Below are 25,881 nucleotides of genomic sequence, written 5' to 3'. Positions count from 1 at the left end.
AGCGGACGGCTATGCCGTGCTTTTCCAGAAGTTGTGTTTCCCACCTCACCTTCAAAGGAGCCAAATCCTATGCGCAACAACCTCACAAGGCTCGGACTGACAGCCTTGACCCTCGTGGCCGGCCAGGTCCTGGTCGCCCAGACCGTCACCACCGGCGCCATCAATGGACACGTGACCGACAAGGCCGGCAACCCCGTTGCGGCGGCCACCGTCCGCCTCACGTCCGGCCAGGTCAGCCGCACCATCGTCACCGGCGCCGACGGCCACTTCCAGGCCGGCCTGCTCAACGCCGGCGCCTGGACCGTCCAGGTCACCAAGGCCGGGTTCTCCGCCACCCGCCAGACCGTGACGGTCACCATCAACACCGCCACCACGGCGAACCTCAAGATGGACAAGGAAGGCTCGGCGGTCGTCGAAGTCATCGCCTCCTCCGCCACCATCGACACCACCAGCACCACCACGGGTTCCAATTTCAGCCTGGACACCCTTTCGGCGGTCCCCACGGGCCGCGAGATGGCTTCCCTGGCCTACATGACCCCCGGCGTCACGACGTCCGGCTTCGGCGCCAGCAACGGCAATGCCGGCCTCGGCCTCGAGATCTCCATCGGCGGCGCCTCCGGCGCCGAGAACTCCTTCTCCGTGGATGGCCTGAAGACCAACGACATGCGCTACGGCGGCCAGAGCGTCACCATGGTGCAGGACTTCGTGGACCAGGTCGACATCCAGACCGGCGGCTACAAGCCTGAATACTCCGCCATGGGCGGCGTGTTCAACGTCCTCACCAAGTCCGGCACCAACGATTTCGCGGGTTCCGTGTGGGCCAGCCACATCCCCGGCTCCCTCTCCCCCAAGGCCAAGGGCACGACGTGGTTCCGGGAACTCCCCGCCGCCAGCGTCACCGACGTGGGCGCCCGGGTGGGCGGCGCGTTCGTCAAGGACAAGTTTTTCTACTCCTTCGGCGTCAACTATACCCTCACCAACAGCCCCTCCTACCTGAACCTGAGCGACCTGTCGGCCGGTGCCACCAAGACCCCCGACCTGCAGTTCATGGGCAAGCTGCAGTACTACGTCACTACGGACAACCAGCTGACCCTCAGCTACTTCGGCAACCGCTCCACGGCCACCCAGGACCGCGGCGCCGGTTCCCCCAGCAACCTCTATGACGGCCGCGGCAACGCCGACACCAGTGGCGACACGGTCCACAACACCAGCAACTTCAACCTGATCTGGGATTCCACGCTGTCTCCCAACGTCACCATGTCCCTCAAGATGGGCCAGGCCAAGGCCGAGAACGACGTCACGCCCAACTCGACCCTGTCCCTCATCCGCGACCGGACCTACTACGCCTCTGGCGGCCCTGGCTACGGCTTGGCCGATCCCCTGACGTACTGGGCCACGGGCGGCGCCGGAAACATCGCCAAGGAGACCAACACCACCACCCAGTTCGCCGGCGACCTCACCTGGGTCATCGGTGCCGACCACTCCCTGAAGGTGGGCTACTCCTACCTGAAGTCCAACTACTCCGACATCACCCACCGCAATGGTGGCCAGACCTGGCAGTTGCAGAACTCCGGCGGGTTCCTCAGGGCCGTGCGGAACGTCTACGACAACGATTCCGAAGCCAACGCCTACTTCCAGGCGATCTACCTCCAGGACACCTGGCAGGTGAACAAGAAGCTGAACCTCTTCTATGGCATCCGCATGGAGGACCAGAAGCAGATCGGCGCCAATGGCTCCACGTTCATGCACTTCAAGTTCACGGATTACATCCAGCCCCGCATCGGCTTCACCTTCGATGCCACCGGCGATGGCAAGTCCAAGGTCTCCGGTAGCTTCGCTCAGTACTACATGCAGATCCCCCAGCGCATGGCCATCCGCACCTACGGCAAGGAGTACTACCACCTCCTCTACTACGGCGGGACCCATACTGGTACCGGCGTTGGTCAGAGCACCGCGACTTTCAACCGCGCTACGAACACCGTGACCGTAACCGGAACCAACTACGACGACATCGACTATTCCACCGGCTGGTCCAACGACCCTCTCGCCGATGGCCTCAAGCTGCCCAAGCGCACCGAGATCCTGCTCGGGTACGACTACCAGGCGACGGCCTCAAGCACCTTCGGCATCCACGCCCACTACCGCAAGCTGACGGATCCCATCGAGGATTCCGAGATCACCGATGTTGACGGCTACGCCATCGACCCGCACGATCCCGGTTCCCTTGCGATGGGCGCAACCAGTGGCGGCGGCGGACAGGCCATCATCTGGAACCCCGGGAAGTCGGTCTCCTGGACCTCCAATTTCAGCGGGCAGAAGGTCTCCACCACCAACAGCCTGTATCCCGAGGCCTACAACGAATACAAGGCCGTCGACGTCACTTATACCTACAAGACTTCAGACACCTTCCTTTTCGTGGGCTACACGTGGAGCAGGGACTACGGCAACTACGAGGGTCTCATCAGCGCCACCAACGGCCAACCGGACGGTGGCATCACCGCCTCCTATGACTTCTGGCCCTATGTCGGGACCGGCTACCTGCCCACCGACCACACCCACCAGTTCAAGGCGTACGGCTACAAGAAGATCAAGGTGGGCAAGGGCGACCTCGCCCTAGGCTTCAACTTCCTTGCCCAGAGCGGCCGCCCCTACAGCCAGCAGGATGATGGCAGCACCAGCAACCCCGTCCTGCCGGATCCCGGCGGTTATGCCAATGCCGACTTCCAGGACCTGAAGCTGGGCAACAAGGGTCGCCTTCCCTGGCTGACCCGCCTGGATCTGAACTTCCACTACGACATGCCCCTGGAAGGGAAGATGCGAATCGAGCCCTTCTTCGAGATCTACAACGTCATGAACCACCGTCCCGAGACGGCCGTGCTCGAGCAGTACACCGACCGCTACGGCAACCCCCAGCCTGTCGGGCGCTTCGGCTCCGCCACGGACTACCAGCCGGCCCGGTCCTTCCGCTTCGGCTGCAAGCTGAAGTTCTAGACCCGTTCCAGCCAAAAGGACCCCCGCTCCGGCGGGGGTCTTTTTTCATGGGTGGCTTTCCAGCGCCTTCGGCTGTATAAGAACCGCAGGTGAACCATGAACTCGCAGACTCGTGCTGAACTGCTCATGTCCTATGCCCAGGGTCCCCGGATGCTCCGGGAGGCGGTCGAGGCCCTTCCCCCGGAGGCCCTGGACTTCCGCCCGGCACCCGGGGCCTGGAGCCCGCGCGCCATTCTCTTCCACCTGGCGGAGAGCGAGCTGCACGGCTACCTGCGGGCCCGCACCATCATCGCCCAGCCGGGCACCACCATCGTCCCCTACGACCAGGACCGCTGGGCCGGCACCCTGGATGACGCCGCCCAGCCCCTGGGCGAGGCGCTGGACCTCTTCCGGCTCCTGCGGGAGATGCTGGCCCGGCAGCTGCGCGCCCTGCCGGAGGCGGCCTGGGAGCAGACCCTCGTGCATCCCGAGCGGGGCACCCTCACCCTGGAGCGGCTCCTGGAATTGTATGTGGGTCACCTGGACACCCACCTGAAGCAGATCGCCCGGACCCTGGCGGCCTGGCGGCAGCGCTGAGATGAGCTCTCAGCCAAATAGGCGTTGGCCGTGACTTGCGCGCAAAGTTACAATGAACGGTTTGCGTACGGGAGTTGAAATCATGATCGGCCTTTGCCTCATCCTGCTCGTGGGGGGAACCCCGGCGAGCGTCCCCCCCAGACCCGCGATGGAATCCGTGGAACTGCGCCGGGCCGTGGTGATCCCGGCGGAGGCCCTGGACCAGGACCTGCCCGAGGCCGAGGCCGACGAGGCCCCCGAACCCGCGACCCCCGGCGCCCTGGTGCCGCTGCGCAAGGCCGCGGTCGTGCGGGCCCCCGATCCCACCAAGGAGTACTGATGACCCTTCAGGACAAATTCGACACCCTCAGGTCCCGCTATTCGGAGGCCATGAAGGGCGGCGGCCCGGCCCGCGTGGACAAGCAGCACCAGGGCGGCAAGCTCACCGCCCGGGAGCGGGTGGCCGCGTTCCTGGACGAGGGCTCCTTCGAGGAAGTCGACGCCCTGGCCCTCAACCCCACCCCCGGCGAGGCCAAGATGCCCGGAGACGGCGTGGTCACCGGCTTCGGCCGCGTCGACGGGCGCCCCGTGGCGCTGTTCGCCCAGGACTTCACCGTCGTCGGCGGCAGCCTCTCCCTCACCCATGCCCGGAAGATCTGCAAGATCATGGATATGGCCATGAAGGTCGGGTGCCCGGTGATCGGATTCAACGACTCGGGCGGGGCCCGCATCCAGGAGGGCGTGAACTCCCTGGCCGGCTACGCGGAGATCTTCCTGCGCAACACCATGGCCTCGGGCGTGGTGCCCCAGATATCGCTCATCATGGGTCCCTGCGCGGGCGGCGCGGTGTACAGCCCGGCCATCACCGACTTCATCACCATGGTGCGCAACACCAGCTACATGTTCGTCACGGGCCCCGAGGTCATCAAGGCCGTCACGCACGAGGACGTGACCAAGGAGGAGCTGGGCGGGGCCTCGGCCCACGGCTACAAGTCCGGCGTGGCCCATTTCCTGGTGCCTTCGGACCTGGCCGCGCTCGCCCACACCCGGGAGCTGCTGAGCTTCCTGCCTTCCAACAACCTCCAGGAGACGCCCCGCAGGGCCCCGCTCATCGAGATGCCCCTGGAGAACCCGGCCCTGGACTCCATCATCCCCGAGGACCCCAGCAAGCCCTACGACGTGCGCCAGATCATCAAGGGCGTGGTGGACGACGAGCACTTCTTCGAGGTGATGGAGGCCTACGCCGGCAACATCGTCATCGGCTTCGGGCGGCTCGAGGGCCGCAGCGTGGGCATCGTGGCCAACCAGCCCGCGCACCTGGCCGGGGTCCTGGACATCGCCTCCAGCGAGAAGGGGGCGCGGTTCGTGCGTTTCTGCGACGCCTTCAACATCCCGCTCATCATCATCGAGGACGTCCCGGGCTTCCTGCCCGGCGTCAACCAGGAGCACGGCGGCCTCATCAAGAACGGCGCCAAGCTGCTCTACGCCTTCTGCGAAGCCACGGTGCCCAAGCTCACCATCATCACCCGCAAGGCCTACGGCGGCGCCTACATCGTCATGGCGTCCAAGCACATCCGGGCCGACTTCAACTTCGCCTACCCCACCGCCGAGATCGCCGTCATGGGCGCCGACGGGGCCGCGAACGTGCTCTACGCCAAGGAGATCGCCAAGGCCGACGACCCCGCCGCCAAGCGCGCCGAGATCGTGGCCGACTACAACGAGAAGTTCGCCAACCCCTACGTGGCCGCGGGCCTCGGCTACGTGGACGAGGTGATCATGCCCCGCGAGACCCGCAAGAAGCTGCTGCGGGCCCTCAACCTCCTGGAAGGCAAGCGCGAGTCCATGCCCCCCAAGAAGCACGGCAACATCCCGCTCTAGTGGGCGATCTGCTCCTGGGATCCGGCAACGCCCTCCGCCCCGGCTGGAGGGCGTTGCTCTTCTATGCGGCCGCGGCGCTCGGCTACCGCCTCCTCCTGGAGGCCGTCCCCGGCGTGCCCCGGGCCGCCGGCCTCTGCGCGGTGCTGCTCCTGGCCTCGACGCTCTTCCTGGCCCTGGAGGGCCGACCCCTGGCCACCCTGGGCCTGCGCCCCGGAACGGCGTGGGCCCGCGACTTCGCCCTGGGCGCCGCCCTGGGGTGCGGCATCATCCTCCTGTCGGCGCTGCTGGCCTACGGCGCGGGCGGATTCCACCTCGCGAAGGGCGCGGGGGCATCCGCCCTGGCCTCGGGCGCGGCCTTCTACCTGCTGCCGGCCTTCAGCGAGGAGCTCGCGTTCCGCGGCTACATCTTTCAGCGCGTGGAGTGGAGCCTGGGCTCCTGGGGCGGCCTCTTCCTCATGTCCGTCCTCTTCGCCGGCGCCCACGTCTCCAATCCCGGCATGACGGGCTCCACGCGGGTCCTGGCCTCCGTGAACATCTTCCTGGCCGGGGCCGCGCTGGGCCTGGCCTACCTGGGGACCCGGAGCCTGGCGCTGCCCCTGGGTCTCCACGTCGGCTGGAACTGGTGCCAGGGAGCGCTCCTGGGCTTCGGGGTCAGCGGCACCCAGGCGCTGGGCTGCTTTGTCCCCATTCCGCACGCCCGGCCCCTCTGGCTGACCGGGGGAGCCTTCGGGCTGGAAGGGAGCCTGCCATGCACGCTTGTTTGTTCATTGGCTTGCTATTTCCTGCTCCGTCGCTGGCCCGTCAGAGAGCTTAAGGGCCCCTTTTTCAAAAAATAAATAATAGGTAAAAAATTTTTTTTCCAGTGAAAATTTTTTATTGATCTGTGGGTCGTTTGTTCCCACAATGATCCTGTCAACGTGGTCCAAACTTGAAATCCCGAAATGCGGGAGCGGCTTCATGAAGCACATCCGGCTGTGATCCAGGCCCGGTGCAGCCGCCTCTATCCTTTCCCAACCAGGGTGGCCCGGCGCCGTCGCCGGCGCGCCGACCCCCTTCCCCACCCGGAGGACTCCATGTCCAGTTCAGGCGTCTTGACCAACCTCGATACCCGCATCTCCGAGCTCGCGGCCAAGTACCTGCCGCTCGCCTCGGAAATGCTGCGCGAAGCGATCCGCATCCCCGCGGATTACGTGGACAAGCCCCTGGACCAGGGCGGCGATCCCGCCTGCGGCACCTCCAACCACGAGTTCCCCCGCATCGACTACCTGCGCAGGAAGATCGTCGAGATCAAGGCCGTTCGCCGCGACGAGGACGCCTTCTTCGACGAGTTCGGCAACCTGGTCTGGTTCGTGGAGGACCCCAACGACGGCATCGACCCGGACAAGAAGAAGGTCATCTACATCGACGGCCACACCGACACCGTCAAGCCCCTGCGCGCGCAGTGGCTCGCCAACAGCGGCGTGGACTGCTTCGACGGGATCGTGGACCCCTCCAAGGTCAACAAGGCCTTCCTCAACAAGGAACTGGGCTACCTGCCTCCCGAAGGCGAGTGGAACCACCTCATCTTCGGCCGCGGCTCCGCGGACCAGCTGGGCGGCGTGATCAGCGCCGCCATCGCCACCAAGATCATGCTGGAACTCGAGGCCGAGGGCGCGCTCAAGGGCGTCATCGTGCGCTCCTACGCCACCGTCTGCGAGGAGGACAACGACGGCGCGGGCCCGATGTACCTGGTCCGCAAGGTCTTCCCCACCGCCAAGCCCCAGATCGTGCCCGACGTGGTGATCCTCACCGACAGCTCCGGCTGCTCGAAGAACGGCGCCCTGGGCATCTACCGCGGGCAGCGCGGCCGCATGCAGATCGAGGTCACCGTCACCGGCAAGTCCTGCCACGGCTCCATGCCCTGGGAAGGCAAGAACCCCCTGGAGTTCGGCGGAGCCATCCTGAAGGAGGCCGCCGACAAGTACGACCGCCGCGTCGGCTTCCTGGACCACCCGTTCCTGGGCCACGGCACCCGCACGGCCTCCTGGTCCAAACTTGACACCCCCAGCGACTGCGCCGTTCCGGAGAAGTTCACCTTCCGCTTCGACCGCCGCCTCACCATCGGCGAGACCCCCGACCAGTCCTGCGCGGACGTCGAGGCCCTGGACGCGGTGGCCGCCGCCCGCAAGGCCGGCCTCGGGGTGGACGTCTCCATCCCCACCTACACCGAAGCCAGCTGGAAGGGCTTCGTGCTGAACAACCCCCAGGTGTACGTGGGCTGGGTCACCCCCGAGGAGCATCCCGCGGTGCAGGCCGCCGTGGCGTCGTACAAGAAGGTCATCTCCCCCAACGTGGACGGCAAGGTCGGCACCGGCGGCGTGATCACCAAGGAGCCCCGTGTGGACCGCTGGGTGTTCTCCACCGACGGCGTGGGCTACCCGATGGCCATGGACTACAGCGTCCCCGGCAGCAAGGACAAGAAGTGGGTCGAGAACGGGATCTACAAGCACCCCGCCATGATCGGGTTCGGCACCGGCATCGAGCAGAACACCCACAAGATCGGCGAATGCCTGGACGAGCGCGAGCTGCAGCACGCCGCGGCCTTCCTGGCCCGGTTCCCCACCGTCTACGCGGCGATGTAGCCCTCAACCTCCCTGCCCCACAAGCCAGACAGGTACCCCGATGGAAAAAGCATTCCGCCCCGCCCCGCTCGAGCTGATGGCCAGCTGGATCTTCCGCGATCTCGACGCGCGGGAGACGGTCCTTGGCATCCCCAAGGCCAACATCCAGATCCCCCACGCCAAGCTGGCGACGGAAATGTTCGGACACACCGTGGCCGCCCCCCTCGGGGTGGCCGCGGGACCCCACACCCAGCTGAGCCAGAACATCGTGGCCAGCTGGCTGTGCGGGGCCCGGTTCATCGAGCTCAAGACCGTCCAGATCCTCGACGAGCTCGCCGTGAGCCGGCCCTGCATCGATTCCGCGGACGAGACCTACAACTGCGAGTGGAGCCAGGAGCTCAAGCTCGAGCAGTCCTTCGACGAGTACCTCAACGCCTGGGTGCTCATCCATGCCCTGGCCCACCGCCTGGGCCTCAAGGATCCCGGCACCCACTTCAACATGAGCGTGGGCTACAACCTCGAGGGCATCCGGACCGACCGCGTGCAGGGCTTCATCGCCCACATGCGCGACGCCTCCGACGCCCTGCCCGCGGCCATCGACAAGGTGGCCCGCGCCTACCCCGCCGTGCGGGACCTGGCCATCCCCTCCCGCCTCTCCAACCACATCACCCTCTCCACCATGCACGGGTGCCCCCCGGCCGAGATCGAGCGCATCGCCACCTACCTCATCCAGGACCTGGGCGTGGACACGTGGGTCAAGCTCAACCCGACCCTCCTGGGCCCCGAGCGCCTGCGCGGCATCCTCAACGACACCCTGGGCTTCGACATCGAGGTGCCCGACGAGGCCTTCGGCCACGATCCCAAGTTCGCCGACGCCATGGCGATGGTGAAGAACCTGGCCGCCGTGGCCAAGGGCCGCCCCAACCAGTTCGGCCTCAAGCTCTCCAACACCCTCGAGGTGGTGAACCACCGGCCCGTGTTCCCCGCCAGCGAGAAGATGATGTACATGTCGGGGCGCTCCCTGCACCCCCTGACCCTCACCCTGGCCGACCTCGTCACCGAGGAGCTGGACGGCGCCGTGCCCATCAGCTTCTGCGGCGGCGCCGACGCCAACAACTTCCCCGACCTCGTGGCCGACGGCATGTATCCCGTCACGGTGTGCACCGACCTGCTCAAGCCCGGCGGCTACGCCCGGCTCCAGCAGTACCTGGTGAACCTGGAGGACGCCATGACGTCCACGGGCGCCGCCGACCTGCCCGGCTTCGTCAAGGCCGTCTCGGGCGGACACGGAGCCCGGTTCAACCTCTCCCGCCACGCCATCCGCGCGGCGAGCGACGACACCTACACGCGCCGGGCCCGGCCCCTGGTCTTCAAGGGCGACCGCGCCCTGGGCTCCTTCGACTGCATCGCCGCGCCCTGCGCCGAGGCCTGCCCCACCCACCAGAACATCCCCGACTACATGTGGCTCGTGGCCCACGGCCGGCCCGGGGAGGCCATGGACGTCATCCTCCGCACCAACCCGCAGCCCGGCATCACCGGCAGCGTCTGCGACCACAAATGCACCGAGCGCTGCGTGCGCAACTTCTACGACTCCCCCCTGGCCATCCGCGAGATCAAGCGCTTCGCCTTCGAGAACGCCACGCCGGCCGCGCCCGTCGCGGGCCCCGCCAAGGGCGTGAAGGTGGCCATCGTCGGCGCCGGACCCGCGGGGCTGTCCGCGGGCTACTTCCTGGCCCGCATGGGGTTCGAGGCCGAGATCTTCGAGGCCCGCTCGGAAATGGGCGGCATGGTGAGCGGGGTCATCCCCGGCTACCGCCTCACGAAGGAGAGCCTGGATGCCGACCTCGACCGCCTGCGGGCGCTGGGCGTCAAGTTCCACTTCGGCAAGGCCCTGGGCCGCGACATCAGCCTCGAGGGACTGCGCAGGGACTTCCCCTTCGTCTTCCTGGGCGTGGGCGCCCAGAAGGGCAAGCGCCTGGGCATCCCGGGCGAGAACGCCCCGGGGGTCATGGACGCCCTGGAGTTCCTGGACAAGGTGCGCTCCGGCGCTCCCATGGACCTGGGCGGCCGGGTGCTGGTCATCGGCGGCGGCAACTCCGCCATGGACGCGGCGCGCAGCGCCAGGCGCCTGGTGAAGGACGGCGAAGTCACCCTCGTCTACCGGCGCACCCGGGCCCAGATGCCCGCGGATCCCGCCGAGGTGGAGGACTGCATCCTGGAGGGCATCGGCCTGCGTGACCTGGTGGCCCCGGATTCCGTGGAGATCACCGGCGGCAAGGTCACCGGGCTCGTGTGCGGCAAGATGAGGCTCGGGGAGCGCGACGCCTCGGGCCGGCCGCGTCCCGTGGCCATCGAGGGCGCCTTCGAGACCCTGCCCGCCACCACCATCATCCCCGCCATCAGCCAGGAGCCCGTGCTGGACTTCCTGGAGGGCCTGGCGGTCCGACGCAAGAAGGACGGCACCCTGGACGTGGACCCCATGACCCGCGAGACCAGCCTCGAAGGCCTGTTCGCCGGCGGCGACGCCGTGCACGGGCCCTCCTCGGTGATCCAGGCCATCGCCGACGGCCGGGCCGCGGCGGAAGCCATCGCCCGCAGGCACGGCGTCGCCATCCCCGCGGAGCCCCAGCTGGCCAAGGGCATTCCCGCGGCCGCCGCCATGGACAAGAAGGCCCGCACGCAACGGCCCCAGACCGTCCCGGTGCTGCCGCTGACCGAGCGCGAGGGCTTCGCCGAGGTCATCCACGCCTTCAGCGCCGAGGCCGCCGCGCTGGAAGCCAGCCGCTGCCTGGACTGCGACGACCTGTGCAGCCTGTGCGTCACCGTCTGCCCCAACCGTGCCAACCTGGCCTACGCCGTCGAGCCCTTCACGTTCCAGGTGCCCACCCTGGTCGTGCGCCAGGGCCGGCTCGTGGCGGAAGGCGCCCGGGACTTCCAGGTGGCCCAGAGCGTCCAGACCCTCAACGTCGGGGACTTCTGCAACGAGTGCGGCAACTGCGACACCTTCTGCCCCGCCAGCGGCGCGCCCTACAAGGACAAGCCCAAGTTCTGGATCGACGAGGACGGGTTCAACGAGGCCAAGGGCGACGCGTTCCGCTTCGAGGCGCTTGACGGCGGCGTGGGCCTCAAGGCCCGCCTGGGCGGCGAGGAGCACCGCCTGGACGTGCGCGACGGCATCGCCGTCTACCGGACCGGGCAGGTCCTGGCGAGGTTCCAGGCCCCGGGGTGGGATCTCCTGGGCTTCGAGGCCGTCGGCGTTCTGCCCGAGGGGTCCCAGGTCGACCTCGCACCGTGCGCCACCCTGCTTGGATTGCTGTTCGCCCAGGCGGAACTGCCGGCCTGATGAAATTTTTTCAAGGGACTGAAATTTTTTGTTGACGAGCGGGTCCTCTATTTTACACTTACAGGCAAATCAACAGATCTTGCCCCCGCGCCGCCGCCAGGAAGTCATGGAGTCCCTCCCTTTCCCATTCCGCCCGGAGGGGCGCATCCACGGAGTTTGAAATGAGCAACAAACCTGGGGTCCATCCCGTTGACGAGGTCCTGCCGCTGGGCAGGCTCTCGCTCCTGGGGATCCAGCACGTGCTCGTGATGTACGCGGGCGCCGTCGCTGTTCCCCTCATCGTCGGCGGCGCGCTCAAGCTCCCCAAGGAGCAGCTGGCGATGCTGATCAACGCCGACCTCTTCGCGTGCGGCGTCGCAACGCTCATCCAGGCGCTGGGATTCGGGCGCTTCGGCATCCGCATGCCCGTGATGATGGGCGTGACCTTCGCCGCGGTGAGCCCCATGGTCGTCATGGCCGCCAACCCCGCCATCGGCATCACGGGCATCTTCGGCGCGGTCATCGCCGCGGGCCTGTTCGGCGTCCTCATCGCGCCCGTGGTGAGCTGGCTTCTGCCGCTGTTCCCGCCCGTGGTGACGGGCAGCATCATCTCCGTCATCGGCATCTCCCTCATGAAGATCGGAATCAACTGGGCCGCCGGCGGTCCCCATCCCGGGATCCCGGGCTACGGCTCCCTGGGCAACCTGGCCATCGCCGCGACCGTCCTCGTCGCCATCCTCCTCATCATCCGGTTCGTGAAGGGATTTTTCGCCAACATCGCCGTCCTCACCGGGATCGTGCTGGGGATGGTCATCTGCATCGGGCTGGGCCGGGTGAGCTTCGCCAACATCGGCGCGCAGCCCTGGTTCGCGATCGTCAAGCCCTTCCAGTTCGGCTGGCCCACGTTCCAGTTCGGCGCGGTTCTCACCATGTGCCTGGTGATGATCGTGGTGATGATCGAGTCCCTGGGCATGTTCCTGGCGCTTTCCGAGATCACGGGCAAGCCCGTGGACCAGAAGCAGCTCTCCGACGGCCTTCGCGTGGACGGCCTGGGCACGCTCATCGGCGGAATCTTCAACACCTTCCCCTACACCTCCTTCTCGCAGAACGTGGGCCTGGTGGGCGTCACCGGCGTGCGAAGCCGCTACGTCTGCGTCATGGGCGGCGGGATCCTCCTGGCCCTGGGCCTCATTCCCAAGCTGGCCTTCGTGGTGGCCTCGGTGCCGGTGTACGTGCTGGGCGGCGCGGGCATCGTGATGTTCGGCATGGTCGCGGCCACGGGCATCCGCATCCTGGGCGGGGTCGACTTCCAGAAGAACCGCAACAACCTCTACATCGTGGCCATCAGCATCGGCTTCGGCATGATCCCCCTCGTGGCCGACAAGTTCTTCCGCGAAATGCCAAAACCCCTCGAACCCCTGCTCGGCAGCGGAATTCTCCTGGCGTCCCTCGTTGCTGTCGCACTCAACCTGTTCTTCAACCAGCTGAAGCGCCGCGAGGAAGCGAGCGAGGAATCCATCATGGCCACCAAGGCGAGCGAAGCCTGAGCACCCATAAGACGACATTTGAGTCATCATTTCTTCAAGTTTCCCCCCCCACCCATTTGGCCACGCTGTTTCAGCCCGGCCTAAACCAAGGAGAATACGCATGAAGAAGCTCACTCTCGCCGCCCTGGGCATCCTGGCCCTTGCCGCCGTCCCCGCCAGCGCCGCCAACTGGAGCGACACGTCCATCGCCGTCCGCAGGGGCAGCGAATACAAGGAGCCCGGCATCCCGGTCTCCATCGCGAAGACCTACGTCGCGCTGAACCACGTCTCCGGCTACGCCTACGGCGGAAACTTCTTCAACGTGGATCTCATCCAGTCCGACAGCAACGATCCCATCAATTCCGAGGGCCCCGGCACCTCCGGCGGCGCCCACGAGCTCTACGCCACCTACAAGCACACCCTGAACCTCAGCAAGGTCTTCAACACCAAGACCGGCTTCGGCCCCGTGCGCGACGTCGAGTTCACCTTCGGTTTCGACTACGCCTCCAAGAACACCCGCTTCGCCCCCGCCGTGTACAAGCTCATGGCCGGCCCCCAGCTGTCCTTCAACGTCCCCGGGTTCCTCAGCGTCGCCCTCCTGTACTACAAGGAGAAGAACCACAACTCCTTCGGCACCTTCAACCCCAAGGGCGCGATGGACGTGACCTTCGACCCCACCTACCAGATCGCCGCCGCCTGGGGCATCAACGTTCCCCTCGGCAAGGTGAACACCACGGTCAAGGGCTTCGCCACCTACACCGGCGCCAAGGGCCGTGACGGCTCCTACGTCGAGACCAAGCCCGAAACCCTCGCGAACATCCACTGGATGTTCGACGTGAGCCCCGTGTTCGGCGCCAAGAAGGGCACCTTCCAGATCGGCCCCGGCATGCAGTACTGGGACAACAAGTTCGGTGATCCCACCCATGCCACGCTCGCCGAGACCCCCGCCGGCCAGGTCGTGAATCCCCGCACCACCGCCTTCCAGTTCTCCGTGGAATACCACTTCTAGAACCCGATCCAACGCCGCGCGGGGGTTCGCCCCCGCGCGTTTTCCGCCAGGACTTCCGCCATGACTCCTTTCTGCTACCGGTGCACGGACTGCGGCCGCACGTATTCCCGCGACGAGGTCCGCTACCTGTGCCCTGAATGCGGGAAGTCCTACCGTCCCGGCATCCCCCTCGCGGGTGTGCTGGAGGCGGTCTTCGACTACGACGCCATCGCCGCGGCCTTCAGCCAGGACCGCCCCGACTGGAACCTCTTCTGCCCCGTGGAGACGGAGTTCCATCCGCCCCTGCCCGTGGGCAACACCCCCATGGCCCGCGTGGGGAGCCTCGGCGCCGAGCTGGGCCTGGGGGAACTCTGGGTCAAGAACGACGGCCTCAACCCCTCCGGCAGCCTCAAGGACCGCGCGTCCTTCCTGGTGGTCGCCGAGGCCCGGCGGCTGGGGATCGACCTCATCGTCGCCGCCTCGACCGGCAACGCCGCCTCGGCGCTGGCCGCGGTGTGCGCCTCCAGCGGCACCAGGGCCCTCATCTTCGTTCCCGAGAAGGCCCCCAAGGCCAAGCTGGTGCAGATGGTCCTCTACGGGGCGACCGTCATCCCCGTCAAGGGCACCTACGACGACGCCTTCCGCCTCTCCCTGGAATACACCGACAAGCGCGCCGGCCTGAACCGCAACACCGCCTACCACCCGCTGACCATCGAGGGCAAGAAGACCGCGGGCCTGGAGATCTGGGCCCAGGCCGGCTTCCTGGTCCCCGACGCGATCTTCGTGTCCGTGGGCGACGGGGTCATCATCGGCGGCGTGCACAAGGCCTTCGTGGACCTCAAGCGGGCCGGGCTCATCGACCGCCTCCCGCGCCTCATCGGCGTGCAGGCCGAGTCCTCCGACGCCATCCACCGGTACGTGGAGACCGGCGTCTATTCCGACGCCGCCAACCCCACCACCCGGGCCGATTCCATCTCGGTGACCTGCCCCAGCAACGCCCACGGGGCGCGCCGGGCCATCCTGGAGAGCGGCGGCCTCACCCTCACCGTCACCGACGACGAGATCCTCACCGCCCAGGCCGCCATGGCCGCCCGCACCGGGATCTTCACGGAGCCCGCCGGCGCCACGGCCTACGCCGGGCTGGTGAAGCTCCAGGCGAGCGCAAAGGCCCTGGCATCTGGCGCCCGGGCGGTTATCCTTGCCACGGGCAACGGCCTGAAGGACGTCGAGGCCCCCCTGTCCCGCATCTCCATCCCACCCGCCATCGAACCCCGGCTGGAGTCCGTACCCCGATGAAGCTCGCCATCCGCAACGGCCGCGTGGCCCAGGGCGACACCCTCGTGAAGGCCGACGTCCTCGTGGAGGACGGCCTTGTCAGGACCGTCGGCCAGGTGGGCCCCGCCGACCGGGACATCGACGCCTCGGGCTGCTACGTCCTGCCCGGCTTCATGGACTTCCACACCCACGTGGACGACCACATCGGCCGCTTCTACCTGGCCGACAGCTACGAGACCGCCACCCGGGAGGCGGTCCTGAACGGGATCACCACCCTCTGCACCTTCGTGACCCAGGCCGAGGGCCAGAGCCTGCGCCAGGCCATGGTGGCCGCCCGGGCCAAGGCCCTGGACCATTGCCACGGGGACGTGCTCTGGCACCTCACCCCCACCACCTTCGCGCACGGCGACATGCGTTTCCTGGCGGCCCTTCTGGAGGCCGGGTACCGCACCATCAAGCTCTACACCACGTACCGGCCCGCGGGGCTCTACGTGAGCTACCAGGGCCTCGGGGACCTCTTCGAGCGCCTGGCCCCGCTGGGCGCGACCTTCATGGTGCACTGCGAGGACGACGACATCATCGCCCACGTGGAACCCTCGGCCCTGGACCTCTCCAGGGCCCACAGCCACACGCGGCTGCGCTCCGAGGAGGCCGAGGTGGTGGCCATCCGCCGGGTGACGGAACTGGCCCTGGCCAAGGGCGCCTCCCTCCACGTCGTGCACGTCTCCACCCTGGAAGGCGCCCGGGAAATCGTCCGGGCCAAGGCCGAGGGCGACGTCTCCATGGAGACCTGCCCCCAGTACCTCTACCTGGACGACACCTTCCTGGACCGCCCCGACGGCCACCACTGGCTCTGCTCGCCGCCCCTGCGCGGCCACCGGGAGGAATTCCGCGCCCTGGCCCGGGAGGGCGCCTTCGACATGATCGCCACGGACCACTGCGCCTTCCGGCCCGAGGACAAGGACAGCTGGAACGGCAAGGACCTGCGGCAGGTCCCCAACGGCATGCCCGGCCTGGGCGCCCTGCCCCACGTCACCTGGAAGATCTGGGAGGATGATCCCGACCGCTCCGCCCTGGGCCTGGCCACGCACCTCGCCCTCAACCCCGCCCTCCGGGCGGGGGTCGCGGACCGCAAGGGGGCCATCCTGCCCGGCATGGACGCCGACATCGTGGTTCTCGATCCGGACGGTCCCGAGCGTCCCGTGCGCTCCACCGGCGTCCCCACCTTCGAACCGTTCCCCGGCTTCACCACGAAGCTCCATTTCCGCTCAGTGCTGCTCCGGGGCGTCCCCCGGGTCCAGGATGGGCGGCTCCTGGAACCGGACCGCCCCATGGGGGTCCCCCTCCAACCCGATCCCGAAACGCTTCCCTTCACCTGATCCCTCAAGGAGGATCCCCATGACCACGACCCCCACCATCACCGAGAACCTGCGCGCCTTCCAGGGCCTGAAGACGGATCTGTTCCACAAGGACTTCCTCCTCACCTGGGAGCATCCCGAGGAGGAGATCCGGGCCATCGTCACCCTGGCCGACACCCTCAAGCAGCTGCACAAGGCCGGCCACTCCTACAAGGCCTTCGACACGGGCCTGGCCATCTCCATCTTCCGCGACAACTCCACCCGCACCCGCTTCAGCTTCGCCAGCGCCGCCAACGCCATGGGCCTGGGCCTGTCGGACCTGGACGAGCAGAAGAGCCAGGTCGCCCACGGCGAGACCGTGCGCGAGACCGCCAACATGATCAGCTTCCTGACGGAAGTCATCGGCATCCGCGACGACATGTTCCTGGGCGAGGGCCACACCTACATGAAGGAGGTGGGCGACGCCCTCACGGACGGCACCGAGCGCGGCGTGCTCCACCGCCGCCCCAGCATCGTCAACCTCCAGTGCGACATCGACCACCCCACCCAGTCCCTGGCCGACCTGGCCTGGCTGCGCCAGCACTTCGGCAGCCTCGAAGCCCTCAAGGGCAAGAAGATCGCCATGACCTGGGCCTACTCCCCCAGCTACGGCAAGCCCCTGTCCGTGCCCCAGGGCATCATCGGCCTCATGTCCCGCTTCGGCATGGACGTGCGCCTGGCCCACCCCGAGGGCTACGGCCTCATTTCCGACGTGGTCGACCTCTCCGGCAGGCAGGCCGCGAAGTCCGGCGGCAAGTTCACCGTCACCAACAGCATGGAAGAGGCCTTCGACGGCGCCGACATCGTCTACCCCAAGAGCTGGGCCCCCTACCACGTCATGGAGCGCCGCACCGAGATGCTCAAGGTCTCCGACAAGGAAGGCCTGCGCGAGCTCGAGAAGGAGTGCCTGGCCAACAACGCCAAGTACACCAGCTGGGAGTGCACGCGCAAGATGATGGACCGCACCGCGGACAAGAAGGCCCTCTACATGCACTGCCTGCCTGCCGACATCACCGACGTGAGCTGCAAGGCCGGCGAAGTCTCCGCCGAGGTCTTCGAGCAGTACCGCATCCCCACCTACCAGGAAGCCGCCTACAAGCCCTTCATCATCAGCGCCCTCATGTTCCTCACGCGCCTGAAGGATCCCGGAGCCAAGCTCGAGCAGATCGTCAACCGGGCCCAGGCCCTCCACCTGTAGGCCCCAGAGGAAAATCCCATGTCAAGAATCGTCAAGACCTACAACGAAGAAGTCGTCAAGCGCACAGCCAAGCGCTGCAAGGACCGGGGCATCATCATCCCGACCTTCGCCCAGATGCGCCACCCCGAGACCGCCCCCGAGTCCGTCAAGGCCCGCCTCAAGAATGTGGGCCTGTGGGACGTGGATCCCGCCAACCTCTTCCGCATCACCTGGAAGAACGACCATGAGACCGGGCTCTTCGGCGGCCCCAACCACCTGGAGATCCCCCGGGAGATCACCGGCGTCAAGGCCCGCATCATCGGCCTGGTCGGCAAGTACTTCCCCACCGGCGCCCACAAGGTCGGCGCGGCCTTCGCCTGCCTCGTGCCCCGGCTCGTGAGCGGCGAGTTCGACCCCGACAAGCACAAGGCCGTGTGGCCCTCCACGGGCAACTACTGCCGCGGCGGCGCCTTCGACTCCGCCGTGCTGGGCTGCACCGCCATCGCCATCCTGCCCGAGAACATGAGCCAGGAGCGCTTCACCTGGCTGGCCGAGATCGGCTCCGAAGTCATCGCGACCCCCGGCTGCGAGAGCAACGTCAAGGAGATCTACGACAAGTGCTGGGAGCTGAAGAACGATCCCAAGCACGTGATCTTCAACCAGTTCGAGGAATTCGGCAATCCCGTGTGGCACTACAACGTCACGGGCCCGGCCATGGAAGACATCTTCAACGCCATCAAGACCCCCAGCACCCGCCTGGCCGGCTACGCCAGCGCCACCGGCAGCGCCGGCACCATCGCGGCGGGCGACTACCTCAAGTCCCTCCACCCCGGCGCCAAGGTCATCGCCACGGAAGCCTGGCAGTGCCCCACGCTGCTCATGAACGGCTTCGGCGACCACCGCATCGAGGGCATCGGCGACAAGCACGTGCCCTGGGTCCACAACGTCCGCAACACGGACGCCGTCGCGGCCATCGACGACGAGGACTGCATGCGCATCCTCCGGCTCTTCAACGAGCCCGAGGGCCAGAAGCACCTGGCCGGCCTGGGCATCAGCCAGGACGTCATCAAGAAGCTGGGTCTCCTGGGCATCAGCGGCGTCTGCAACATGCTGGCCGCGATCAAGGCCGCCAAGTACTGGGAGCTGGACGAGAACGACGTGATCTTCACGATCTTCACGGACAGCGTGGAGATGTACCGCTCCCGCCTGGAGGAGCAGACCACGGAGCACGGCGCCTTCACGGCCGTCGACGCCGCCACCACGATGATCGGCAGCCTCGAGCGCCAGGGCGTGGACCACTTCAAGGAGCTCACCTACCCCGAGAAGAAGGCCATCCACAACCTGAAGTACTACACCTGGGTCGAGCAGCAGGGCAAGACCTACGAGGAGATCTGCGCGCAGTGGGATCCCGAGTACTGGCGCCAGCTCTTCACGGAGGAGGCCGCGGCCTTCGACAAGCTCATCGAGAAGTTCAACCAGGAAGTGGCCCGGTCCTAGGCTTCTCCTGATATGGCCGGTGACGGGTGATATGATCACCACCCGTCACCGGCCTTTCCCTTGACCTGCGTACCTGGAAAGATCCCCATGCGAATCCTCATCCACGGCGGAACCGTCATCACCTTCGGGAGCCCCTGCCGGGTCCTGGAAGGCCAGGCGGTGCTCCTCGAAGACGGGCGCATCGCCCGCATCGCCCCCAAGGAAGACATCACCGGCCCCTTCGACCGCACCCTGGACGCCACCGGCAAGGTCGTCATGCCCGGCCTGGTGAACGCCCACATGCACTTCTACTCCACCCTCGTGCGCGGCCTGGGCAAGGCCGCCCCCAGCGCCAACTTCCAGGAGGTGCTGGACAACCTCTGGTGGCGCCTGGACCGAAAGCTCAGCCTCGACGACGTGGACGTCAGCGCCGAGGTGGTGCTCGCCGACGCCGTGCGCAAGGGCACCACCACCCTGGTGGACCACCACGCCAGCCCCTTCGCGGCGACCGGCTCCCTGGACCGCATCGCCGGGGCGGTGCGCCGAAGCGGCGTTCGCGCCTGCCTCTGCTACGAGGTTTCCGACCGGGACGGCCAGGCCGTCACCGACGCGGGCCTCGAGGAGAACGCGGCCTTCGCCAGGCGCTGCGCCGCCGAGAAGGATCCCCACCTGCGCGCCCTCTTCGGGCTCCACGCCGCCTTCACCCTCTCCGACGCCACCCTGGACCGCGCCGCCGCGCTGGGCCGCGAGGTGGGCGTGGGCTTCCACGTTCATGTGGCCGAGGCCGCCTCGGACGTGAAGTTCAACCTCGAGCACCACGGCCAGACCTCCGTGGCGCGCCTTGCCGCCCACGGCCTTCTCGGCAGGGGCAGCATCGCCGCCCACTGCGTCCACGCCAACGAGGCCGACCAGGAGCTCCTGGCCGCCACGGACACCTTCGTGGCCCACAACCCCCAGTCCAACCTCAACAACGCCGTCGGCATCGCCGACGTCCTGGGCCTGGTGCGCCGGGGCGTGCGCGTGGGCCTGGGCACGGACGCCATGACCGTCAACATGCTGGAGGAGATCCGCGTGGCCATGTGGGCCCAGCACCTGCGCCAGGACAACCCCACCTGCGCCTTCATGGAGGTCGCCGGCACGCTCTTCACCCGCAACCCCGAACTGGCGACGCAGCTGTGGGGCTTCCCCCTGGGCACCCTGGAGGAGGGGGCCGCCGCGGACGTCATCCTGGTGGACTACCACGCCCCCACGCCCCTGGACGGAAACACGGTCCTGGGCCACCTGATCTTCGGCATCTCCCAGGCGACGGTGGACACCACCATCTGCGCGGGCCGGATCCTCATGGAGGGCAAGGTCCTGACCAACGGCCTGGACGAGGCGGCCCTGGCCGCGCGCAGCCGGGAACTGGCCGTGAAGCTCTGGGAGCGGTTCTAGCCATGCGGGGGTTCGGGGAGATCGCCGCCGCGCTGCGAACCCTTCCGGAGCCCTCCGCCCTGGCCACCCTGGTGCGCACCAAGGGCAGCTCGTACCGAAAGCCCGGGGCCCGGATGGTCTTCCGCCCCGGGGGCCTCCAGGAAGGCGGCATCAGCGCCGGCTGCATGGAGACCGACGTGAAGGAGCGGGTGGCGGCGGTGCTGGAAGGCCGCCGCCCCCTGCTCGTCACTTTCGACCTGGGCAGCGAGATCGACCTGATCTGGGGCACCGGCATGGGCTGCGCGGGCCGGGCCGACGTGCTCCTGGAGCGGGTGGAGCCCGGGGCCGTGCCGCCCTGGCTGGAGCACTGCGAGCGGTTGTTCCGAAACCGGAAGTCCGGCCTTGTGGCCACGGTCTTCGGGGCCCGGGGCGAGGTCCCCGCCGCGCCCGGGGACCGGTTCGTCTTCGAGGACGGCCTTGCCCTCCAGCCGGTCCCCCCCGCCCTGGAGGCGGCCCTGCTCCGGCCCGCCGGCGCCGAGGCCCGCACCGTCCGGCTGGAAGGCGGCGAGGTGGACCTCCTCCTGGAACCCATCGCCCCCCCCGTGGCCCTGTGGGTCTTCGGCGCCGGGGAGCACGCCATGCCGCTGTTCCGCCTTGCGAAGGAACTGGGCTGGTTCCTGGGCCTGGCTGACCACCGCCCGGGCCTGGCCACCGCGGCCCGCTTCCCCGAAGCCGACCGCATCGCCGTGGGACACCCGCCGGAGTCCCTGGAAGGCATCCCCTTCGACGCCCGCACCGCGGCCCTCGTGGTGAGCCATGTGTACGAGGCCGACAAGGCCGCGCTGGCCGCGCTCCTGAAGGCCCCCCTGGGCTACCTGGGCCTCCAGGGCAACCGAAAGCGCAGCGAGAGGCTCATCCGGGAACTTCAGGAGGAGAACGGCCCCCTGCCTGCGCCGGCCCGGGCCCTCCTCCACTACCCCGCAGGCCTGGACATCGGTGCGGAATCCCCCGAACTCATCGCCCTGTCCATGCTCAGCGAAGTGCAGGCAGCCCTGTCAGGCAGGCCAGGCCTGTCCCTCCGCGACCGGCAGGGGCCGATCCACTAGCCTTTGCGCTCGACCCTGAGCCCGCCCGGCCGCATCGGCAGCCAGTGGTCCACGAACAGCGGCTGGGCCACCTTGTCCGCGGCCTTCAGGCGGTGCAGGGTGCCGGACTGGTCCTGGCTGGCGGCCACGATGGCGAAGGCGTGGGCAAGGGCCGAGAAGGTGGTGACGCTGCAGCTGAACAGGAGGTCCTCGCTGGGCACCGGGATCAGGATGTCGGCGTAGGGGGCCAGGGGGGAATCGGCGCGGTCGGAGAAGGCCAGGACGGGCACGCCCGAGGCCTTGGCGAAGATGGCGGAGTCCACGGTCTCCCGGCTGTAGGGCGCGAAGCTGAGGACCATCATGAGATCCCGTTCGTCCAGGTTGGCCACCTGGTTCGAGAAGTCCGAGGGAATGGCGGCGATGCAGGGCAGGCCGGCCTGGGTGAGGTAGAAGGCCATGATCAGGCTCATGACGTGGGAGACGCCCCGGCCCAGGATCACGCGGTGCCGGGCCTGGGTGATCATCGCCACGGCCGTCTCCAGCGTGGTGTGGTCGACCATCTGGATGAGACGGTTGAGGTTCTCACCATCCCGCCGGGCCACTTCGGCCAGGGCCCCGTAGATGTCGGTGGGGGCCTCCAGCAGCTCGATCTCCGCATCCCCGCTCCGCTCGTGGCAGGCCGCCCTGAGGGCGTCCCGGAATTCGCTGAAGCCCTTGTAGTCCAGGCGCTTGGCGAAGCGGACAACGGTGCCCACGCTCACGTTGGCGCGCTGGGCCATGGACTCGATGCCCCAGAGGGCCCCGAGGAGGTGGTCGGACATGAGGACGTCCGCGATCCGACGCATCGCCTCGGGGAGGTCCCGGTAGGCTTCTGCGAGGCGCGACTGGATTGGGGTATCGGGTGCGGGATTCGTCATTTGATGAAGAGAAGTGTAGCACCAAGGAGGGAAAACCCAGCAACCCCCGGCGCAGGTTATCCTGGGGCATGCGCTACGCCTCGCTCGCCTCGGGATCCAAGGGGAACTGCCACGCCTTTTCGCAGGGCCAGGCGACGCTCCTGGTGGACGCGGGGATCTCCCTCAAGCAGATCCGGCTGCGCCTGGCGGAGGTCGGCTTGGACCCGGCGCAGGTGCGCGGGGTCGCCATCAGCCACGAGCACTCGGACCACATCGCGGCCATCCCCGTCCTGCTGCGGAAAACGGACTGGGACATCCTCGCCACCCCCGACACCCTCGCGCGCGTCCAGGCCATCCAGGGCATCGAGATCCCCCGCTCCCGCTGGATCCCGCTCCGGGCGGGCGAGGCCTCGGACTGGAACGGCCTGACCATCCTGCCCTTCACCACCCCCCACGACGCCGCCGACTCCGTGGCCTACCGCATCGAGGCCGGGGGCCTCTGCGCCGCCGTGGTCACGGACCTGGGCCACCCCACGGCCCTGGTGGAGGACCACTGCAGGAGTCTCGACCTCCTGGTGCTGGAGGCCAACCACGACGTGCAGATGCTGCGGGAGGGCGGCTATCCCCCGGCCCTCAAGGCCCGGATCCTGAGCCGGGTCGGGCATCTCAGCAACGAGGCCATGGGCGAGCTCCTGGGCCGGGTGCTGTCCGGACGGCTGCGCACCGTGGTCCTGGCCCACCTCAGCGAGCAGAACAACGATCCCGAACTGGCCCGGTTCACCGCCGAGGGGATCCTGCGGGGCACCGCCACGGCCCTGCATGTCGCGAGCCAGGCGTCGCCTCTCCTTGTTGCGGACCCTGAAAATTGAGCGGAGGATGATTCCATGACAACCCCCCGAATTCTCGCCCGGACGGCGCTGGCCGTCACCGCCACCGTCCTGCCCCTCGCGGCCCAGACACCCCTCTTCAACGACGCGCCGGCCTTCGGCGGCTCCAAGGTCTTCTCCGAGGGCATCAACCCGCTGGGGAACCCGGCCCGCTTCGACCGCGCCCCCGCGGGCTGGTACCTCGCCTACGTGGACGGCGACCAGCGGGCCCAGGACAACCGGACCCTGTTCCAGGACACCACCTCCGGCGACGCCGCCGTCGTGACCGGCGCCCTGGGCAAGCTCAAGGACGCCCCCTGGGCCCAGCGCACCCGGGCCTACGGGCTCACGGGGACCCGGGACGCCACCAATTTCGGATTCACCCGCGAGGAGTTCCACACGGTCACGGCCCACCCCGACCTGGACCCCGCCCACCTGTCCAGCGGGTCCGCCCTGCAGAACAACGCCTCCTACGTGGACGGCCGCCGGGCCATCGTGAACCGGGTCCACTTCGGCGGCGGGGCCCTGGCCTCGGGCACCGCCGCCGGGTTCAACCTGCGCATCGAGCAGTGGTCCCTGGGCCTGACGCAGCCCTTCCTGAACCAGCTCCCCCCGGGCGTCTACACCTTCGCCCCGGGCGGCGCCTTCCCCTTCCGCTACGCCGCGGACGACCTCGCGCTGGGCTACGGCACCACCGACCGCAAGACCCTCATGGTCGCCATGGACGCGGGCTTCACCACCGAGCTGGCCCAGGGCCTGCGCGTGGGGGTCACCGCCGACCAGCTCAACGGCAAGCGTCTCTGGGACGTCACCATGAACCCCCAGTATCGCGGCGCCCTCCAGCTGGACCTCGGCACCAACACCCAGCTCACCCTCGAGAGCGACATCAACGGGGCCATGCGCATGCCCTTCCCCGTCAAGCAGCAGTCCAGCTCCGCCTCCCTGCGGTACCAGGTGAGCCAGTCCGTGATCTTCCTGGTGGGCGGCGAACGCCGGAAGATCGGCGACGCCAGCGTGACCCGCCTGGGCGCGACCCTGCAGCTGCGCACCGCCAGGATGTTCCTCGCGGTGGGCTTCCAGGCCGGCCAGGACAAGCCCCTCAAGGGCCTGAGCCTCATGGTGAACTGATGGGCGGGTTCCTCCGGAAGGCCGCCTTCGCAGCGCTGACCCTGATCCCCCTCGCGGCCCAGCCCACGGTCCAGGAGGTGGTGTCCCGGTTCGACGCCGCCCAGGCCAAGGTCGCCACGCTCCAGGCCCCCTTCAGCCTCACGATCCGCAGGGCCATGCTCAAGACCCCCACCGTCACCCGGGGCACCCTCTACCTCCAGGAATCGGACTTCGTCCACTTCAGCTTCTCCCCGCCCGAGGACCTGGTCCTGCACCTGACGCCCAAGGCCCTGATCTCGTACAGCCCGGCCGAAGGCGCCGCCGAACAGCTGAAGATCGGGATCATCAAGAACGCCAACCGCAAGTTCCTGGGACTGGGGCAGAGGCTCTCCTACCTTTCGGACTACTTCAAGATCTCCGTCGGGGACGGCAAGGGCGTGGCGGGCTCCATCCTGCTCACCCTCGAGCCCCGGAGCTACTCGGTCAAGAAGCGGATGCAGGTGCTGCTCATATGGGTCGACAAGGACACCTACCTGCCCCGCCAGCTGAACTGGGTGGAGCGGGGGGGGGATTCCTGGCTCCTGGAGCTGGGGCCCCTGACCACGAACCAGCCCCTTCCAGCCGGCGTCACGGGCTTCAAACTGCCCCCCGGGATCCCCATCAAGGATGAGTTCAGCTTTTTTGCCACAAGAAGGAAGTAGAATTGGCCTTGGCATACCTGGGGAATTCATGATCGTCATCTGTCCATCCTGTGCATCCCGGTTCCAGTACGGGGAAGAGCGCTTCCTGGGGGCGCCGTCCAAGCGCTTCCGGTGTCCGAAGTGCGGCGAGACGTTCGAGGTCATGAATCCGGCCCGGGTCCCCGAGCCCCCGCCGGCCCAGCCCACGCCCCGGCCCCTGCCGCCGGCCCAGCCCGAGCCCCCCCCGAAGGCCACCGAGACCAGCCGGCGCAGGGGCCGCGACGCCATGCTCGACCTCACGAGCCTCCGGAACGACGGCATGCCTTCCGGACTCCGGTTCACCCTGGCCTTCCTTACCGGCCCCTTCGCCTCCACCGTGCGGGTGCTGGAATCCCCCCTGACCATCATCGGCAGGGAGGAGGGGGACGTGGTGATCAACGATCCCGAGATCTCCAGGCGCCACGCGCGCATCGAGATCCACCCGGACGGCACCGTCTGGCTCAGCGACCTGGATTCCACCAACGGCACCTTCGTGGGCAGCGCGCCCATCGCAGGCCCCACCAAGCTTGCCGACCGCCAGGAGTTCTCCTGCGGAAGGAGCACCTTCATGCTGCTCATCCGGGACACCAACATCATCGGAATGGACTGA

Annotated in this window: 20 protein-coding genes; 19 read left to right on the top strand and 1 reads right to left on the bottom strand. The window is 67.9% G+C overall.

The window, feature by feature from the left end:
* Window positions 1–69 precede the first annotated feature (69 nt).
* From ACZ5MC_RS01000 to ACZ5MC_RS00930, 15 genes are all read left to right on the top strand, one after another.
* Entirely contained in the window at window positions 70–2,991 is a 2,922-nt protein-coding gene (locus tag ACZ5MC_RS01000) for a TonB-dependent receptor (protein ID WP_306598395.1), read from the top strand.
* 96 nt (window positions 2,992–3,087) lie between these two features.
* On the top strand, window positions 3,088–3,567 hold the full coding sequence (locus tag ACZ5MC_RS00995) for a DinB family protein (RefSeq protein ID WP_306598394.1): 480 nt from the start codon (window positions 3,088–3,090) through the stop codon (window positions 3,565–3,567).
* Window positions 3,568–3,649: 82 nt separating this feature from the next.
* On the top strand, window positions 3,650–3,886 hold the full coding sequence (locus tag ACZ5MC_RS00990; protein ID WP_306598393.1) for a hypothetical protein: 237 nt from the start codon (window positions 3,650–3,652) through the stop codon (window positions 3,884–3,886).
* The gene (locus tag ACZ5MC_RS00985; RefSeq protein WP_306598392.1) at window positions 3,886–5,424 is read left to right on the top strand and encodes an acyl-CoA carboxylase subunit beta; all 1,539 of its coding nucleotides are present in this window, start codon (window positions 3,886–3,888) and stop codon (window positions 5,422–5,424) included. The genes ACZ5MC_RS00990 and ACZ5MC_RS00985 overlap by 1 nt, the downstream gene beginning before the upstream one ends.
* A gap of 53 nt (window positions 5,425–5,477) precedes the next feature.
* Entirely contained in the window at window positions 5,478–6,260 is a 783-nt protein-coding gene (locus ACZ5MC_RS00980; protein WP_464516852.1) for a lysostaphin resistance A-like protein, read from the top strand.
* 237 nt (window positions 6,261–6,497) lie between these two features.
* Window positions 6,498–8,045, top strand: a complete 1,548-nt coding sequence (locus ACZ5MC_RS00975; RefSeq protein ID WP_306598390.1) for a M20/M25/M40 family metallo-hydrolase — start codon at window positions 6,498–6,500, stop codon at window positions 8,043–8,045.
* A gap of 40 nt (window positions 8,046–8,085) precedes the next feature.
* The gene (gene ygfK / locus ACZ5MC_RS00970) at window positions 8,086–11,367 is read left to right on the top strand and encodes a putative selenate reductase subunit YgfK (RefSeq protein WP_306598389.1); all 3,282 of its coding nucleotides are present in this window, start codon (window positions 8,086–8,088) and stop codon (window positions 11,365–11,367) included.
* Between the two features lie 161 nt (window positions 11,368–11,528).
* Complete coding sequence (locus tag ACZ5MC_RS00965) at window positions 11,529–12,893, top strand: nucleobase:cation symporter-2 family protein (RefSeq protein WP_306598388.1); 1,365 nt, start codon at window positions 11,529–11,531, stop codon at window positions 12,891–12,893.
* A 100-nt stretch (window positions 12,894–12,993) separates the two neighbouring features.
* Window positions 12,994–13,881 carry a hypothetical protein gene (locus tag ACZ5MC_RS00960; protein WP_306598387.1) on the top strand — a complete coding sequence of 296 codons (888 nt, stop codon included), beginning with the start codon at window positions 12,994–12,996 and terminating at the stop codon, window positions 13,879–13,881.
* A 60-nt stretch (window positions 13,882–13,941) separates the two neighbouring features.
* Entirely contained in the window at window positions 13,942–15,156 is a 1,215-nt protein-coding gene (thrC, locus tag ACZ5MC_RS00955) for a threonine synthase (protein WP_306598386.1), read from the top strand.
* A complete protein-coding gene (locus ACZ5MC_RS00950; RefSeq protein ID WP_306598385.1) occupies window positions 15,153–16,514 on the top strand; it encodes an amidohydrolase family protein in 1,362 nt (453 codons plus the stop codon). Before thrC ends, ACZ5MC_RS00950 begins: the two co-directional genes overlap by 4 nt.
* Before the next feature lie 19 nt (window positions 16,515–16,533).
* Window positions 16,534–17,730, top strand: a complete 1,197-nt coding sequence (gene ygeW, locus ACZ5MC_RS00945) for a knotted carbamoyltransferase YgeW (RefSeq protein ID WP_464516851.1) — start codon at window positions 16,534–16,536, stop codon at window positions 17,728–17,730.
* An 18-nt stretch (window positions 17,731–17,748) separates the two neighbouring features.
* Entirely contained in the window at window positions 17,749–19,206 is a 1,458-nt protein-coding gene (locus ACZ5MC_RS00940; protein WP_306598383.1) for a pyridoxal-phosphate dependent enzyme, read from the top strand.
* 87 nt (window positions 19,207–19,293) lie between these two features.
* Window positions 19,294–20,619 carry a putative aminohydrolase SsnA gene (gene ssnA / locus ACZ5MC_RS00935; RefSeq protein ID WP_464516850.1) on the top strand — a complete coding sequence of 442 codons (1,326 nt, stop codon included), beginning with the start codon at window positions 19,294–19,296 and terminating at the stop codon, window positions 20,617–20,619.
* A 2-nt stretch (window positions 20,620–20,621) separates the two neighbouring features.
* Window positions 20,622–21,704, top strand: coding sequence for an XdhC family protein (locus tag ACZ5MC_RS00930; RefSeq protein WP_464516849.1), 1,083 nt, complete (start codon window positions 20,622–20,624; stop codon window positions 21,702–21,704).
* On the opposite strand, the gene ACZ5MC_RS00925 is transcribed toward ACZ5MC_RS00930, so the two are convergent.
* Window positions 21,701–22,600, bottom strand: coding sequence for a MurR/RpiR family transcriptional regulator (locus ACZ5MC_RS00925; protein WP_306598380.1), 900 nt, complete (start codon window positions 22,598–22,600; stop codon window positions 21,701–21,703). The two genes, ACZ5MC_RS00930 and ACZ5MC_RS00925, sit on opposite strands and share 4 nt — an antisense overlap.
* A gap of 68 nt (window positions 22,601–22,668) precedes the next feature.
* Between ACZ5MC_RS00925 and ACZ5MC_RS00920 the strand changes: the two genes are divergently transcribed.
* From ACZ5MC_RS00920 to ACZ5MC_RS00905, 4 genes are read left to right on the top strand one after another with little or no spacing between them, the layout of a single operon-like run.
* Window positions 22,669–23,448 (top strand): MBL fold metallo-hydrolase, encoded by a 780-nt coding sequence (locus ACZ5MC_RS00920; RefSeq protein ID WP_464516848.1) that lies wholly within the window; start codon window positions 22,669–22,671, stop codon window positions 23,446–23,448.
* Between the two features lie 15 nt (window positions 23,449–23,463).
* A complete protein-coding gene (locus tag ACZ5MC_RS00915) occupies window positions 23,464–24,573 on the top strand; it encodes a hypothetical protein (protein WP_306598378.1) in 1,110 nt (369 codons plus the stop codon).
* Entirely contained in the window at window positions 24,573–25,253 is a 681-nt protein-coding gene (locus ACZ5MC_RS00910) for a LolA family protein (RefSeq protein ID WP_306598377.1), read from the top strand. The genes ACZ5MC_RS00915 and ACZ5MC_RS00910 overlap by 1 nt, the downstream gene beginning before the upstream one ends.
* Window positions 25,254–25,281: 28 nt before the next feature.
* A complete protein-coding gene (locus ACZ5MC_RS00905; RefSeq protein ID WP_306598376.1) occupies window positions 25,282–25,881 on the top strand; it encodes an FHA domain-containing protein in 600 nt (199 codons plus the stop codon).

It is taken from the genome of Mesoterricola sp. JemC181, assembly GCF_055384585.1.
This window is presented reverse-complemented; position numbering and strand designations above follow the sequence as displayed.

Coding starts and splice junctions, on each gene's coding strand:
- ACZ5MC_RS00910 (WP_306598377.1), top strand. CDS start 24,573: ATGGGCGGGTTCCTCCGGAAGGCCGCCTTCGCAGCGCTGACCCTGATC.
- ACZ5MC_RS00950 (WP_306598385.1), top strand. CDS start 15,153: ATGAAGCTCGCCATCCGCAACGGCCGCGTGGCCCAGGGCGACACCCTC.
- ACZ5MC_RS00995 (WP_306598394.1), top strand. CDS start 3,088: ATGAACTCGCAGACTCGTGCTGAACTGCTCATGTCCTATGCCCAGGGT.
- ACZ5MC_RS00975 (WP_306598390.1), top strand. CDS start 6,498: ATGTCCAGTTCAGGCGTCTTGACCAACCTCGATACCCGCATCTCCGAG.
- ACZ5MC_RS00915 (WP_306598378.1), top strand. CDS start 23,464: ATGACAACCCCCCGAATTCTCGCCCGGACGGCGCTGGCCGTCACCGCC.
- ygfK (WP_306598389.1), top strand. CDS start 8,086: ATGGAAAAAGCATTCCGCCCCGCCCCGCTCGAGCTGATGGCCAGCTGG.
- ACZ5MC_RS00960 (WP_306598387.1), top strand. CDS start 12,994: ATGAAGAAGCTCACTCTCGCCGCCCTGGGCATCCTGGCCCTTGCCGCC.
- ACZ5MC_RS00930 (WP_464516849.1), top strand. CDS start 20,622: ATGCGGGGGTTCGGGGAGATCGCCGCCGCGCTGCGAACCCTTCCGGAG.
- ygeW (WP_464516851.1), top strand. CDS start 16,534: ATGACCACGACCCCCACCATCACCGAGAACCTGCGCGCCTTCCAGGGC.
- thrC (WP_306598386.1), top strand. CDS start 13,942: ATGACTCCTTTCTGCTACCGGTGCACGGACTGCGGCCGCACGTATTCC.
- ACZ5MC_RS00985 (WP_306598392.1), top strand. CDS start 3,886: ATGACCCTTCAGGACAAATTCGACACCCTCAGGTCCCGCTATTCGGAG.
- ACZ5MC_RS00965 (WP_306598388.1), top strand. CDS start 11,529: ATGAGCAACAAACCTGGGGTCCATCCCGTTGACGAGGTCCTGCCGCTG.
- ACZ5MC_RS01000 (WP_306598395.1), top strand. CDS start 70: ATGCGCAACAACCTCACAAGGCTCGGACTGACAGCCTTGACCCTCGTG.
- ACZ5MC_RS00920 (WP_464516848.1), top strand. CDS start 22,669: ATGCGCTACGCCTCGCTCGCCTCGGGATCCAAGGGGAACTGCCACGCC.
- ACZ5MC_RS00925 (WP_306598380.1), bottom strand. CDS start 22,600: ATGACGAATCCCGCACCCGATACCCCAATCCAGTCGCGCCTCGCAGAA.
- ACZ5MC_RS00905 (WP_306598376.1), top strand. CDS start 25,282: ATGATCGTCATCTGTCCATCCTGTGCATCCCGGTTCCAGTACGGGGAA.
- ACZ5MC_RS00940 (WP_306598383.1), top strand. CDS start 17,749: ATGTCAAGAATCGTCAAGACCTACAACGAAGAAGTCGTCAAGCGCACA.
- ssnA (WP_464516850.1), top strand. CDS start 19,294: ATGCGAATCCTCATCCACGGCGGAACCGTCATCACCTTCGGGAGCCCC.
- ACZ5MC_RS00990 (WP_306598393.1), top strand. CDS start 3,650: ATGATCGGCCTTTGCCTCATCCTGCTCGTGGGGGGAACCCCGGCGAGC.